This window comes from Salmonella sp. 32082101201600294FB01SM01 (genome assembly GCF_017572865.1).
Lineage (GTDB): Bacteria > Pseudomonadota > Gammaproteobacteria > Enterobacterales > Enterobacteriaceae > Salmonella > Salmonella enterica.
Genome location: NZ_JAGESB010000003.1, coordinates 216,515 through 230,861, shown reverse-complemented (window position 1 = coordinate 230,861; position 14,347 = coordinate 216,515). Strand labels below are relative to the sequence as shown.

Genomic DNA, 14,347 nt, shown 5'->3' with positions numbered 1-14,347 from the left:
ACATGTTGGCGCCATAATCTCATACTTTGCCGCGATAGAGTCTCTCCGGCCTGCCCACTTTCCCGTAGCTGATCTCCGCTTCGAGAAAGTTATTTTTCACGCCTTGTTCCAGATAGCGTCGGGCAGTGGTTTTACTGCTGCCCAGAATTTGCGCCAGAGTGTCTGCTGTATGTACTGCCTGCGGGTCGGCGAATATTTGTCGTACCCGGTTGAAGGTGTTTTCATCAATTCCCCGCAGTCCGCTATTCGGTTCTGCGGTTTGTTCTTTGGCCTGGATATTAAATAAGGCATCAACGTGCGTCTGGTTTGCCTGCTCACTGGAACGTAACGAACTGCGGTAACGGGTGAACCGCTCCAGGGTATGCTGCAGGCGCTGATAATGTACCGGCTTAATCAGATAATCGAATACGCCCATGCGTAAGGCATCGCTGATGGTATCCATATGATTGTCGGCGGTAATGAAAATAATTCGCCCCGTGTAGTTGGTGCTGATGGTATGACGAATTAAATCGATCCCTTTGCCATCGGGTAAAAAATTATCTAATAGAATTAACTGTGGTTGATAGAGGCGTATTTGCTTCTTTGCACTTTCCAGTTTGTCTGCGATGCCGACGATTGAAAACTGGGGAAAAAGCTTGATGGTGTCCACCAGGATTTCCGCTAGCATCGGTTCGTCTTCAACGATGAGTGTCGTAATGCTATCCATGTTATTCTTCTCTGGTAAAAGGGATATAGAGGGTAAAAATGGTGCCAAAAGGATTATTGTTATCGACGATAATGTCACCATTGGCCTGCTTGACGTAGCTGTGCACCAACCATAATCCAATTCCGTGATCGCCGTTGTTGTGGGTGGTCACTCCACGCTCGAAAATATGCTGGCGGATATTTTCGTCAATACCACATCCCTGATCGGCAACTTCAATAATGACTTCATTACCTTCGCTGTTGATCAGGCACTCAATCTGTCGCGAGCCTTCGCGATTGAGCAGGGTGGCGTTATAGGCGTTGTCCAATAAATTGCCAACAATCGAAATCCATTCATTATGCGAGAGCGATGACGGCAGGTGTTCAACAAAGCTTGAAGGATCGAAAATCAGCTCCAGCCCCAGCTCTTTTGCCCGATAATATTTACCGATTAATAGCCCCGCAAGGTGGTGGTCGCGGAAATTATGGGAAATAAAATCGAGTACTTTCTGGTGGCTTTCCGATTGCTGCTGAATCAGCGCCAGCGCATTATCGTAGCGCTTCAGGAACAGCAGTCCGGCAATGGTGGAAATAAGGTTGCGATGCTCATGCTGCACGGCGCGCAGGTTATCGGCGTATTGCCGCACCTGACTTAACTGCAGGCTGAGTGTATTGATATCGTCTTTGTTGCGAAAGCTAATAACCCAGCCCTGAGGCTGGTTGTCAATAATGACCGCCATGCGACTGGCGATGACTTTCATTTGGTTAAAGGTGACGATCTCATCTTTTTTGTTTTTTTGCGGCGCATCGTAAAAAAAAGCCTCCGGCAACACGATATGGTGGATTGCATAGCCAATGAGTTCAGACTCCGGTTGGCTCAGATTCAGTAAGCGGCGAGCCGTTTGGTTAATGGCGGTAATACGGTGATGGGAGTCAATGGCGATCAACCCTTCAAATACCGACTCAAACAACACGCTTTGCTGAATTAATAGTTGTGAAAGCTGCTGCGGCTCCATGTTAAGCATCTGCTTTTTAATATGCAGCGAGAAGCGGCGGGCGCAGTACAACAGTACCAGCAGCAGTAACGCCATCGGGAACAGCAACGAGCTGATTTGTAAGTTAAGCCAGCTCTCCAACTGTTCCAGAGTATAGCCGACGGAAACAATACCGATGACTTTACCGGTACTGTCCTGAATCGGGGATTTACCACGTAAGGAAGAGCCTAATGAACCTTTGCGCACCGATACGTAGCTTTTAGCGTTATACAGTGCGTCGTCGCTATCGCCGCCCTCCATATATTTGCCGATCTCATTCGGGTTGACGTGATACAGTCGCTGACCTTTTTCGTTGCCAACGGTAATGTAAGTCGCGTCCGAAAACGAGCGCATTGGGTCAATCAGCGCTTTGATGCGTGGCAAATCATGCGCCTCTACGGCTTCAACTAATTCTGGCATAGCGGATATTTGCATTGCCTGAATAAGCGCACGTTGGCCCACCTGATAATGCAGGCGCTCTTTCGTGATATCGGTCAGATACCAGGTGATTGCCAGCATCACGATGGTGGATGTAAACAGGATCAGTAGAAATATCCGGTTTTGAAACGAGCGTCTGGCAAACCAGTGTGTAATTTCCCGTATAAACATATTGGTATTTAGATATTTAATTACGGTATTTTCTTGCATTCGGCATCACCGGAACCTGAACCAGTTCATACTTACTTTTCTTTCAGAAAAAATTTGGATGAAAATGGGATACGACATGCGTATCCCATCCACTATTACATCGCCAGCACGTATTTCAGCATCACCCCGGCAGCTATCGCCGAGCCAATCACCCCCGCCACGTTCGGGCCCATCGCGTGCATCAGCAGGAAGTTCTGCGGGTCCGATTCCAGCCCCACCTTGTTCGATACGCGTGCCGCCATCGGCACCGCCGACACCCCCGCCGAACCGATAAGCGGGTTGATTTTGTTCTTACTGCACAGGTTCAGCAGCTTCGCCATCAGCACCCCGGCCGCCGTCCCAATCCCGAACGCAATCACACCCAGCAGCAGAATGCCCAGCGTCTGCGGCTGCAGGAACTTGTCCGCCACCAGCTTCGCGCCCACCGACAGCCCGAGGAAGATGGTCACGATATTAATCAGCCCGTTCTGTACCGTGTCGCTCAGACGCTCCACCACGCCGCTTTCGCGCATCAGGTTGCCAAAGCAGAACATCCCCAGCAGCGGCGCGGCGTCCGGCAGCAGCAGGGCCACCAGCATGAGCAGCACCACCGGGAAGAGGATTTTTTCCCGCTTGCTGACGGTGCGCAGCTGCACCATGCGGATTTTGCGCTCAGTCTCCGTGGTCAGCGCCTTCATAATCGGCGGCTGGATTAACGGCACCAGCGCCATATACGAATACGCCGCCACCGCGATGGCCCCCAGCAGCTCCGGCGCCAGCTTGCCCGACAGATAAATCGCCGTCGGGCCGTCCGCGCCGCCGATAATGCCGATGGCCGCAGCCTGCGGCAGGGTGAAGGAAATCAGGCCGAAGTAGTTCAGCGTCAGCGCCCCCAGCACCGTAGCGAAGATACCGAACTGCGCCGCCGCGCCGAGCAGCAGGGTGCGCGGGTTGGCCAGCAGCGGGCCGAAGTCGGTCATCGCCCCCACGCCCATAAAGATGACCAGCGGCGCGACGCCGGAGCCAATCGCCACTTTATAGAACAGCGCCAGTACCCCCGGCGTGTAGCCCATGTCCACCGCCAGATTTTCCATCTGACTCTGCACTGACGGCAGCGCCAGCGCTAATGCCTCTTTAATGGCGTGCACGTCCGGCGCGCAGTTAAGCTTCGCGGCAATCACCGCCAGCTGCCCGGCGTCGTGATGCGCCAGCAGGCTCTCCAGCGCGGTCAGCGCCATGCCCGCTTCCGGGATGTTGGAGAGCAGGCCGCCGAAGCCAATCGGCAGCAGCAGTAACGGTTCGAACTTTTTCGCTATCGCCAGCCACAGCAACAGCAGGCTGACCAGCAGCATGATGGCCTGGCCCGCGCCAAGGTGCATCAGCCCCATGCCCTGAAGCAGGGCGTTCAGACTTTCCATTTCAGTTCTCCGTTACGCCAGCGTCATCAGGGTGTCGCCCACGGAAACCGCGTCCCCGGACTTCACCGCAATACCGCGTACCGTCCCGGCCTGCGCGGCGCGGATTTCGGTTTCCATCTTCATGGCCTCCAGAATCAGCAGCACATCGCCTTCGGCCACCGTCTGGCCCTCGGTGGCAATCACCTTCCAGATGTTGCCCGCCAGCGGGGCGGTGACCGGGGTGCCTGCGCCTGCCGGGGCGGCTGCCTGAACCGGTGCGGAAGACGGGGTGGCAGCAGTGAGCTGGCTGATATCGCCGCCGTCGCTGACCTTCACCACAAAGGCTTTGCCTTCCACTTCCACGGTGTAGATACCGGAGGCGGCAGGCTTCTCTGCTTTTGCCACCGGCTGCGCGGCTTCCGCCTGCGGCAGTGGCTCAAACGCCGCCGGGTTGTGGCGGTTCTCAAGGAATTTGAGGCCGATTTGCGGGAACAGCGCCACGGTGAGCACGTCGTCGATGGCGTTTCCCGCAAGCTGGATGCCCTTCTCCTGCGCCTGGCGCCTGACGTCCGCTTCCAGTTCAGCCAGTTCCGGTTTGAGTAAATCCGCCGGACGGCAGGTCACCGGGGCTGCCCCTTCCAGCACGCGGGCCTGTAACGCGGCGTTAACCGGCACCGGGGTGTGGCCGTATTCGCCTTTCAGAATGCCCGCCGTTTCTTTGGCAATGGTTTTGTAGCGTTCGCCGGTCAGGACGTTGAGCACCGCCTGGGTGCCGACAATCTGCGAGGTGGGGGTCACCAGCGGGATAAAACCGAGGTCCTCGCGCACGCGGGGGATTTCCGCCAGCACCTGGTCGAGTTTGTCCGCCGCGTTCTGCTGCTTCAGCTGGCTTTCGAGGTTGGTCAGCATTCCGCCCGGCACCTGCGCCACCAGAATGCGGCTGTCGTAGCCCTTCAGCTGGCCTTCAAAGGCGTGGTATTTCTTGCGCACCTCGCGGAAGTACGCGGCGATGTTTTCCAGTTTCAGGATATCCAGCCCGGTGTCGTGCTCAGTACCTGCCAACGTCGCCACCAGCGCCTCGGTGGCCGGGTGGCCGTAGGTGGCGCTCATGGAGGAAATCGCCGTGTCGACGCCGTCAACGCCCGCCTCGATGGCCTTCAGCAGCGCCATCTCCGCCATCCCGGTGGTGGCGTGACAGTGCAGGTGCAGGCGCACCTCAAAACGTTTTTTGATTTCACTGACCAGCTCAAAGGCGACCATCGGCGTCAGGATGCCGGACATATCCTTGATGGCAATCGAGTCAACGCCGGTTTCCAGCAGTTGCTCCGTTAAATCCAGCCAGGTCTGCAGGGTGTGCGCCGGGCTGGTGGTGTAAGAGAGCGTGCCCTGGGCGTGTGCGCCGTGGCTGCGCACCGCCTGCAGGGCGGCTTTCATATTGCGCGGGTCGTTCATGGCATCAAACACGCGGAACACGTCCATGCCGTTTTTCACCGCGCGTTCGACAAAACGCTCCACCACGTCATCGGCGTAGTGGCGGTAGCCGAGCAGGTTCTGGCCACGCAGCAGCATCTGCAGCGGGGTTTTGGGCATGGCTTTTTTGAGTTCGCGCAGGCGCAGCCACGGGTCTTCGCCGAGAAAGCGAATGCAGGCGTCAAAGGTGGCGCCGCCCCAGCATTCGAGGGAGCCGTAGCCCACGTCATCGAGCGCGGCGGCAATGGGCAGCATATCATCAAGACGCAGACGGGTGGCGAACAGGGACTGGTGGGCGTCGCGCAGGACGACATCGGTAATGGCAATAGTCATGGATCCCTCCGGGAATTAAGCGTTAAGGCGGTGATGGTGAATGGCGGCGGCAATCACCGGCTTTAAGCGGGTGAAGTCGTCCACGACGGGAACGGCGCGCGGTGCGGGCGCGGCGACGGGTTCCGGGAAGAAGCGAGTAATCACGGCAGACATGCCGCGAATAGCAAAGATGAGCAGGAACAGAAAGCTCAGTACGAACCCCATCCCTAAAAACATCAGGGTGAAACCTTCACCCAGTAGTACAGCTTCATTCATGAATCATTTTCCATAATGAGAGGCACGACGGTGGCCTTGACGACAACCTTCCTGGTGAATCCGGCTAAGGAGTAGAGTGGATTTCCCTTGGCCACCTCTGGCTTTGGCCTCTACTTTTCTCCAGGTCGTTTGCGGCAAAGACACCGCCGTGCGTTTTTTTACACCATCATGCTGAACACGATGCTAGCGATAACCAGCACAATACCGCCGCCCAGACGAGAGGAAATTTGTGCATATGAAATGAGGTTCATACGGTTACAGGCGGAGAGCACTTCCAGATCGCCGGAGCCGCCGCGGTTGGCCATACAAAGACCCGCAGTAATGGATGATTCAATCGGGTAGAAGCCAATCAACCAGCCCCCGATAGCTGCGCCAACGACAGCGCCGACCACAATGATCGCGGCGATAACGACGTTGGTGAACGTCAGGGCGTCGATGATCTCTTGCAGATCGGTGTAGCAAACACCCACACCGACCATCAACACCCACAGCAGTTGTTTGGAGAAGAAGTCAGAAAGACGTTTTGCCCCGGCTTTAATCTCCGGTGAGCAAAGACCTGATGCGTTCAGCGCAGCAACAATCAGAACCATCCAGGCGAAGTAGTGAATAGAGACGCCGCCGATGCTTGGCAGAATTTTCTTGGCAACAACATAGGCCAGCAGGAAGCAGGTGGTGGATAACACCATGCCAACCGCCGTTTCACGATGGGTAATCTGACCGGCCTTTTCATCATCTTCGGTTTTGAAGGAAGCCTTACGAACCAACTCACCTTCACCGCTAAGCCAGGTGTATTTTTTACCGACCATATCGAGGAGTGCAGCGAAAATAATGGCGAAGATGTTTGCGATGGTCAGAATGGCGATAGCCGTTGAGTAGTACTCTTCGCGAGAACGTCCGGTAACCGAGTGATAAATTTCAGACAGAGGCACGGCGCCCGCGCCGTTACCACCGCCCATAATCGGCAGAACGTACAGCATCATGATACGGTCGACCGGGATACCGAAGCACAGACCAATGACGATACCGAAAAGGGACGCGCCGACGATCCCGGCGAGGATGGTTGGGATATAGCCCAGCAGTGATTTTAATAGCAGCTTACGGTTTACCGACAGGATAGCGCCTGTGATCAACACCGCGATAAACAGGTTAAGGAAGTTGCTTTTATCCATTACGTTGCTGATCGCATCAATTTCTTTCTGCGTAAATATGCCAGCATAGACAAAATAAGCTGCAACCAGAAATATCATAACCGGTGCGCCGCCAATATATTTATTGAAGATCGGTAAACGTTTGCCGATTTCACCAAAAATGGCCCCCATCACAAACATAAGGGCAAAACCACCGACTAAGTCAGTAGGTATAGCATTATAAAAATGAGAAAGTAATAAAGTAATTAATGCAAAAGCATAAAGCGGTAGCGGCATACCAAAGATTTTGAATCTGAGTAAATCGCTGGCCCCCTTTCTCTCCGTAGCCGAAGCCTGGGTCATGTTGGTCATAAACATTTTCCTGTGTATTGATGGGTAACAAGACCTGCGCATACTAATAAATTCAATGAACCGTGAGATGTGACTATCTTCACTGAATGGTTGTGTTTTTAATTAATTTAATTGTTTTTATTAACTCTGATTAATTAAGGAAATAAAAACTATAAAGGTCATAAAGGCAGCGGGGAAAGTGTGATGTCTATTCCAGACGAATAATATAAACACTGGCGAAATATGCGGCGTTATTTGCTGACGGATGCTGAATAGAGTGAATCTGATATTTAAACGCATTTATTTGCAAAAGGATGTATTGCGTCGCGAGTCGGTCGCCATGTTTCTGGAGGGCGAGGGACTCGCTCTGGAAGACGATTGTGAAATCGCGGTATGCGCATATTGGCAGGGTGAGATAGTTGGATGCGGCTCGCTGGCCGGGAACGTACTGAAATGCATCGCTGTTTCCCCAGTTTTACAAGGGGAAGGGCTCAGCCTCAAACTGCTGACTGAGTTGCTTACATTGGCCTACGAGTTAAACCGCAGCGAGCTTTTCCTGTTCACTAAGCCGCAAAATCGGTTGCTGTTTTCTGGCGCGGGGTTTTGGCCCATTGCGCAGGCAGGTCAGCTGGCGGTGTTAATGGAGAACAGCAGTGAACGGTTAGCGCGCTTTTGTCGCCAACTGGCGCTTTATCGTCAACCGGGAAAAACGATCGGCGCCATCGTCATGAACGCCAATCCGTTTACATTGGGCCACCGTTATCTGGTGGAGCAAGCGGCTGCGGCCTGTGACTGGCTGCATCTGTTTGTGGTCAAAGAAGATGCTTCATTTTTTTCCTATACCGACCGTTGGGCGCTGATCGAACAAGGAATCGCGGGCATTGACAACGTCACGTTGCATTCCGGCTCCGCTTATATGATCTCGCGTGCGACGTTTCCCGGCTATTTCCTCAAAGAAAAAGGGGTTGTGGACGACTGCCATTGCCAGATCGATCTGCAACTCTTCCGTGAACATTTGGCTCCAGCGCTGGGGATTACCCATCGTTTTGTCGGCAGTGAACCGTTTTGTCCTCTGACCTGTGCCTATAACCAGCGAATGCACGACATTTTACACGATCCGAAGCGTAGCGGCCCGGTTATTGAGGTCGTCGAGCTGGCGCGGGTGGAGAAAAACGGCACGGCTATTTCCGCCTCTCGCGTCAGAAAACTGTATAGCGAACGTAATTGGCCGGCGATAAGCGCGCTGGTGCCTGCTGGTACCCTGGCATATCTGCAGCGGCATGCCGCCAGACACACTGAAACCATATGACGTAACACCGTTAACAAGGAACATAACTAATGAAAATCATTAAAGATGCCCTGGCAGGCACGCTGGAATCCAGCGATGTGATGATCAGGATTGGTCCATCCAGCGAGCCAGGAATTCGGCTGGAGCTAGAGAGTCTGGTGAAGCAGCAGTTCGGCGCGGCGATTGAGCAAGTCGTGCGCGAAACGCTGGCGAAGCTGGGCGTCGAACGCGCGCTGGTTAGCGTCGATGACAAAGGCGCGCTGGAGTGTATTTTACGCGCCCGAGTGCAGGCGGCGGCGCTGCGCGCTGCAGAACAAACGGAAATTCAATGGAGTGCGTTATGAGACCACGTCGCAGTATGTTGTTTATCCCCGGCGCAAATGCGGCCATGTTGAGCACCTCGTTTGTCTACGGTGCGGACGCGGTGATGTTCGACTTAGAAGACGCCGTAGCGTTACGTGAAAAAGACACTGCCCGTCTTTTGGTTCATCACGCGCTTCAACATCCGTTCTATCAGGATGTTGAAAAAGTGGTGCGCATTAATCCACTGAACACGCCGTTTGGTCTGGCCGATCTTGAGGCCGTCGTGCGTGGTGGCGCGGATATTGTGCGTCTGCCGAAAACCGACAGCAAAAACGATGTGCTGGAGCTGGAAGCGCAGGTCGAACGGATCGAACGTGAATGCGGACGCGAGGTCGGCAGTACCAGGCTGATGGCGGCGATCGAATCAGCGAAAGGCGTGGTCAATGCCGTCGACATCGCCACCTCCAGCCCGCGCATGGTGGCAATTGCGCTGGCGGCATTTGATTACGTGATGGATATGGGCACCAGCCGGGGCGATGGCACCGAGCTGTTCTACGCCCGCTGCGCAGTGCTGCACGCGGCGCGTGTTGCGGGTATTGCCGCCTATGATGTTGTTTGGTCGGATATCAATAATGAAGAAGGCTTCCTGAAGGAAGTGCAGTTGGCGAAAGGACTTGGTTTTAACGGTAAGTCCTTAGTGAATCCACGTCAGATTGAGCTGTTACATCAGGCTTATTCTCCGACACGTAAAGAAGTTGAGCATGCGTATGAGGTGATTGCCGCCGCTGAAGAGGCTGAGTCTCGCGGTCTGGGCGTCGTTTCACTCAACGGCAAAATGATTGACGGCCCGATTATCGACCACGCGCGCAAAGTGGTGGCGCTGTCGGCTTCCGGTATTCGTGATTAAGGAAGGAACCATGAAAGAGACTGTAACCATGCTCAACCAGCAATATGTCGTACCGGAAGGATTACAGCCCTACCAGGGGGTAACAGCGAACAGCCCGTGGCTTGCCAGTGAAACGGAAAAGCGTCGGCGTAAAATTTGTGACTCGCTTGAAGAGGCTATTCGTCGTTCCGGGCTTAAAAATGGCATGACGATATCCTTCCACCATGCGTTTCGTGGTGGCGACAAAGTCGTCAATATGGTGATGGCGAAGCTGGCGGAAATGGGATTCCGCGATCTGACGCTTGCCTCCAGCTCATTAATTGATGCCCACTGGCCGCTTATCGAACACATTAAAAATGGCGTGGTGCGGCAGATTTACACCTCCGGGCTGCGCGGCAAGTTAGGGGAAGAGATCTCCGCTGGCCTGATGGAAAACCCGGTACAGATCCACTCTCACGGTGGCCGCGTAAAACTGATTCAGAGCGGTGAGCTGAATATTGATGTCGCTTTCCTCGGCGTGCCGTGCTGCGACGAATTTGGTAATGCGAACGGCTTTAGCGGCAAGTCACGCTGCGGCTCTTTGGGGTATGCGCAGGTTGATGCGCAGTACGCTAAATGTGTGGTGCTCCTGACTGAAGAGTGGGTCGAATTCCCCAATTATCCGGCCAGTATCGCGCAGGATCAGGTTGATTTGATCGTACAGGTGGACGAAGTAGGGGATCCGGAAAAAATCACTGCGGGCGCGATTCGTCTGTCCAGCAACCCGCGTGAACTGTTGATCGCCCGGCAGGCGGCCAATGTGATCGAACACTCAGGTTATTTTTGTGATGGTTTCTCGCTGCAAACCGGCACCGGTGGCGCTTCTCTGGCGGTCACCCGTTTCCTGGAAGACAAAATGCGTCGCCACAACATTACGGCGAGTTTTGGCCTGGGCGGGATCACCGGCACCATGGTGGATCTGCATGAGAAAGGGTTGATCAAAGCGCTGCTGGATACGCAATCATTCGATGGCGATGCAGCCCGTTCGCTGGCGCAGAATCCACATCATATTGAAATCTCAACCAATCAATACGCGAACCCCGCCTCTAAAGGCGCGGCATGCGAACGCCTGAATGTGGTGATGCTGAGCGCACTGGAAATTGACGTGAATTTCAACGTTAACGTGATGACCGGTTCAAACGGCGTACTGCGTGGCGCATCGGGCGGCCATAGCGATACGGCAGCAGGGGCCGATCTCACCATTATTACCGCACCGCTGGTCCGTGGCCGAATCCCATGCGTGGTGGAAAAAGTGCTGACTACCGTCACGCCTGGGGCAAGTGTTGATGTGCTGGTTACCGACCATGGTATTGCAGTGAACCCTGCGCGTCAGGATCTGCTTGATAACCTGCGTGCTGCGGGCGTGGCGCTGATGACCATCGAACAACTGCAACAGCGCGCTGAGCAACTGACCGGTAAACCGCATCCGATTGAGTTTACCGATCGGGTGGTGGCGGTGGTGCGTTATCGCGACGGTTCAGTGATTGACGTGATTCGCCAGGTTAAAGGCTGATGAAGGGCACAGACCTGCTGTACCAGGGCCAGGCAGTTACGCTGGAGGAGATGCTACAAGCGCGCGATAAACGTGCCGCCAGGCAGCGTCAGGCGTTGAACTGCTATCGGCTACCGTTGATTTCCCTCACGCTGGTTGCACCGGGCGCCGTTAAAAACTCAGCGGTCTGGCGGCGTGTCGCCGATTACGCAATTGCCGAAATACTGGCGCTTTGCGAACAGAAGGAGTGGGTCAACGTCTGGGAAATGCAGGTAAATGAACGCAGCGGCCCGGAATGGATGGCAGCGGTCTGTGCGCCGGCAATGGCGTTGAAACAGCACATGTCGACACTAGAGATGAGCCATCCGTTAGGGCGGCTTTGGGACATCGACATTATTGATAGCGACGGTAAGTCGCTATCACGCCGTGAACTCGGGCATCCTGCCCGGCCATGTTTGATATGCCAGCAGGATGCTCATCTCTGTGCCCGGGGCAAGCATCACACCCTTGACCTTTTGTTGGATGAAATTGCACGAAGGATTGAATGCTATGAACGTGAGCGTTGTGACTGAACGGCGTACGCCAGCGTACTCATCGCTGGCGGCTGGCGAACTTAATGGGTTGGTTGCAAGAGCGCTGCTGACGGAAGCCAGGCTGACACCAAAACCCGGTCTGGTCGATATTCGTAATTCGGGAGCGCATAGGGATATGGATCTGGCGGCATTTGAACGTAGCACTACCGCCATTGCTCCGTGGATGGAAAAGTTTTTTATCATGGGCAACAACACGGCGGCGCTGGCGGCAGAAAATGTCCTGGTGATGCTGCGTCCGCTGGGGATGGCCTGTGAGAACGATATGCTACAGGCGACCAATGGTGTGAATACCCATCGCGGGGCGATTTTCGCTTTTGGCCTGCTGAGCGCAGCGATTGGCCGACTTCTCGCGCGGGGAGAACCGTTGGAGCAAAATCGTATCTGCGACCAGGTTGCCCGCCTGAGTCGGAATATTGTTGCCCACGAGCTCTCAGCAAAAAAAGCGGGAAAACTGACAAAGAGTGAAACCCATTTCCAGTGCTATGGCCTGTCGGGCGCGCGGGGAGAAGCGGAAAGCGGTTTTCGAACCGTCAGAACGCAGGCTTTGCCGGTGTTTAACCGGGTCGTGCAGGAGCATGACGATACCCATCTTGCCCTGCTGCAAACATTGTTGCATCTGATGGCGTGGAATGATGATACCAATCTGGTGTCACGGGGAGGCCTGGAAGGGCTTTACTACGTGCAGCAGCAGGCACAAAAATTGTTGTGGCAAGGGGGCGTATTGGTTGAGGGGGGCATTGAAGCGATGCAGTCCCTCGATGATGAACTCATCCTGCGTAACTTAAGCCCTGGCGGTAGCGCGGATTTACTGGCAGTGACCTGGTTTTTAAGTCATTTTCCTGCCGGTTCCCTCTATCCTGAGTAAGTTTCTCTTCTTTCATTCTCTCCAGCAATGATTCATCCTGCGGGATGAATCATGTCTTTTACTGATATCGCTCCCTGTTTATCATTAATTTCTAATTATCGGCGATTTTAGATGGCGGCCTCCGGGCGCGCTGGTTACTCTGAAAACGGTTTACGCAATTTTTACAAAAGAGAATAGCTATGCATGAAGCACAGATCCGCGTTGCGATTGTCGGCGCCGGTGGCCGCATGGGACGGCAGTTAATCCAGGCCGCCATGGCGATGGAAGATGTTCAGCTGGGTGCCGCGCTGGAGCGCGAAGGCTCTTCCTTGCTGGGCAGCGATGCTGGCGAACTGGCAGGCGTGGGGAAAACGGGCGTCATCATTCAAAGCGATCTGGCGTCGGTCAAAGATGATTTCGATGTTCTGGTCGATTTTACCCGTCCTGAAGGCACACTGGCGCATCTGGCGTTTTGCCGTAAACATGGTAAAGGGATGGTGATTGGTACTACCGGCTTTGACGACGCCGGTAAACAGGCCATTCGCGAGGCGTCGCAAGAGATTGCGATCGTTTTCGCCGCAAACTTTAGCGTCGGCGTTAACGTCATGCTCAAGTTGCTGGAGAAAGCCGCGAAGGTAATGGGCGACTATAGCGATATTGAAATTATTGAAGCGCACCACCGCCATAAAGTGGATGCACCGTCGGGTACGGCGCTGGCAATGGGCGAGGCAATCGCCGGGGCGCTGGATAAAGATCTGAAGGACTGCGCGGTCTACTCGCGTGAAGGTTATACCGGCGAGCGCGTACCGGGCACGATTGGCTTTGCGACCGTACGCGCGGGCGACATCGTCGGCGAACATACCGCGATGTTTGCCGATATTGGCGAGCGCGTAGAGATTACGCATAAAGCTTCCAGTCGCATGACGTTTGCAAATGGCGCGTTGCGATCGGCGTTATGGCTAAAAACGAAGAAAAATGGGCTATTTGACATGCGGGATGTGCTGGGACTGGATGTACTATAACGACTAAATACCTTCGTGATGTGGTTGTGGTAATCAAGATTAATTGATTACAAAGGGCAATATATTATTGCCCTTTTGTTTTTTGCCCCCCGGTTATTCGGCCAGATAAATAACGCCTTTCACTATTCATGTTTCGACAGTTTCTTCGCCCACGACATGTTCTGCCGCTGTTTGCGCGTTAAGAATAGTCAGTTTAAAGACATCCGGGCCAACGGCATCCATTTGCGTGACGTAATTGCCATTACGATAAATGCGGTTAATTAGCCCTTCAGGCGCATCGGTACGGGCCATTACGTTCAACGGGAAAAATACTGCCTGAACTGATGTTAGTCATATTCAGCCGCAGTGGCTTACCGTATGCAAAAGGCACCTCGACCAGACTGATAAGACTGATATCCATTGGGGGGGAGTGCTGTTCCTCGGGGGGGGGCGTTTTATCTCTTTTGTTTCAATAGGTTAGCTTTTTTATGCTGTAGTGAGGCTGGTTGTGGTTCAATCGTATGCGTTAGTCTTAAAGAAAAAGAAGTTAGACCTTTATATCGCGATTGTGATTCTCATTACATTATCTTAATTTGCTGTTTTTGTCGATTTTTTGATGTGTT

At 54.0% G+C, this 14,347-nt stretch carries 14 protein-coding genes; 7 read left to right on the top strand and 7 right to left on the bottom strand.

Annotated elements, in window-relative coordinates:
- Positions 1 to 19: 19 nt before the first annotated feature.
- The 6 genes from J4645_RS14335 to citS all read right to left on the bottom strand — a co-directional run bounded on the left by J4645_RS14335 (position 20) and on the right by citS (position 7,299).
- On the bottom strand, positions 20 to 706 hold the full coding sequence (locus tag J4645_RS14335) for a response regulator (RefSeq protein WP_000377415.1): 687 nt from the start codon (positions 704 to 706) through the stop codon (positions 20 to 22).
- Between the two features lies 1 nt (position 707).
- A complete protein-coding gene (locus J4645_RS14330; protein ID WP_023215404.1) occupies positions 708 to 2,327 on the bottom strand; it encodes a sensor histidine kinase in 1,620 nt (539 codons plus the stop codon).
- A 134-nt stretch (positions 2,328 to 2,461) separates the two neighbouring features.
- Positions 2,462 to 3,763, bottom strand: coding sequence for an oxalacetate decarboxylase subunit beta (locus J4645_RS14325; protein ID WP_000444883.1), 1,302 nt, complete (start codon positions 3,761 to 3,763; stop codon positions 2,462 to 2,464).
- Between the two features lie 12 nt (positions 3,764 to 3,775).
- On the bottom strand, positions 3,776 to 5,545 hold the full coding sequence (gene oadA, locus J4645_RS14320; RefSeq protein WP_023214727.1) for a sodium-extruding oxaloacetate decarboxylase subunit alpha: 1,770 nt from the start codon (positions 5,543 to 5,545) through the stop codon (positions 3,776 to 3,778).
- Positions 5,546 to 5,560: 15 nt separating this feature from the next.
- Positions 5,561 to 5,800, bottom strand: a complete 240-nt coding sequence (locus tag J4645_RS14315) for an oxaloacetate decarboxylase subunit gamma (protein WP_001001155.1) — start codon at positions 5,798 to 5,800, stop codon at positions 5,561 to 5,563.
- Between the two features lie 158 nt (positions 5,801 to 5,958).
- On the bottom strand, positions 5,959 to 7,299 hold the full coding sequence (gene citS, locus J4645_RS14310) for a citrate/sodium symporter CitS (protein WP_023214728.1): 1,341 nt from the start codon (positions 7,297 to 7,299) through the stop codon (positions 5,959 to 5,961).
- Positions 7,300 to 7,543: 244 nt separating this feature from the next.
- Here citS and citC point away from each other — a divergent pair, with 244 nt between their 5' ends.
- From citC to dapB, 7 genes are all read left to right on the top strand, one after another.
- Positions 7,544 to 8,587, top strand: coding sequence for a [citrate (pro-3S)-lyase] ligase (gene citC / locus J4645_RS14305; protein WP_000934789.1), 1,044 nt, complete (start codon positions 7,544 to 7,546; stop codon positions 8,585 to 8,587).
- A gap of 29 nt (positions 8,588 to 8,616) precedes the next feature.
- Positions 8,617 to 8,910 carry a citrate lyase acyl carrier protein gene (gene citD, locus J4645_RS14300; protein ID WP_000691461.1) on the top strand — a complete coding sequence of 98 codons (294 nt, stop codon included), beginning with the start codon at positions 8,617 to 8,619 and terminating at the stop codon, positions 8,908 to 8,910.
- A complete protein-coding gene (gene citE, locus J4645_RS14295; RefSeq protein ID WP_001247811.1) occupies positions 8,907 to 9,776 on the top strand; it encodes a citrate (pro-3S)-lyase subunit beta in 870 nt (289 codons plus the stop codon). The genes citD and citE overlap by 4 nt, the downstream gene beginning before the upstream one ends.
- Positions 9,777 to 9,786: 10 nt before the next feature.
- Positions 9,787 to 11,307, top strand: a complete 1,521-nt coding sequence (citF, locus tag J4645_RS14290) for a citrate lyase subunit alpha (RefSeq protein ID WP_023214729.1) — start codon at positions 9,787 to 9,789, stop codon at positions 11,305 to 11,307.
- On the top strand, positions 11,307 to 11,858 hold the full coding sequence (citX, locus tag J4645_RS14285; protein WP_000679050.1) for a citrate lyase holo-[acyl-carrier protein] synthase: 552 nt from the start codon (positions 11,307 to 11,309) through the stop codon (positions 11,856 to 11,858). Before citF ends, citX begins: the two co-directional genes overlap by 1 nt.
- Positions 11,836 to 12,744, top strand: a complete 909-nt coding sequence (gene citG / locus J4645_RS14280; RefSeq protein WP_001103238.1) for a triphosphoribosyl-dephospho-CoA synthase CitG — start codon at positions 11,836 to 11,838, stop codon at positions 12,742 to 12,744. The genes citX and citG overlap by 23 nt, the downstream gene beginning before the upstream one ends.
- 179 nt (positions 12,745 to 12,923) lie before the next feature.
- On the top strand, positions 12,924 to 13,745 hold the full coding sequence (gene dapB, locus J4645_RS14275; protein ID WP_023214730.1) for a 4-hydroxy-tetrahydrodipicolinate reductase: 822 nt from the start codon (positions 12,924 to 12,926) through the stop codon (positions 13,743 to 13,745).
- Between the two features lie 126 nt (positions 13,746 to 13,871).
- Here the strand turns inward: dapB and J4645_RS14270 are convergent, their stop codons facing one another.
- A complete protein-coding gene (locus tag J4645_RS14270) occupies positions 13,872 to 14,036 on the bottom strand; it encodes a hypothetical protein (protein WP_023214731.1) in 165 nt (54 codons plus the stop codon).
- Between the last annotated feature and the right edge of the window lie 311 nt (positions 14,037 to 14,347).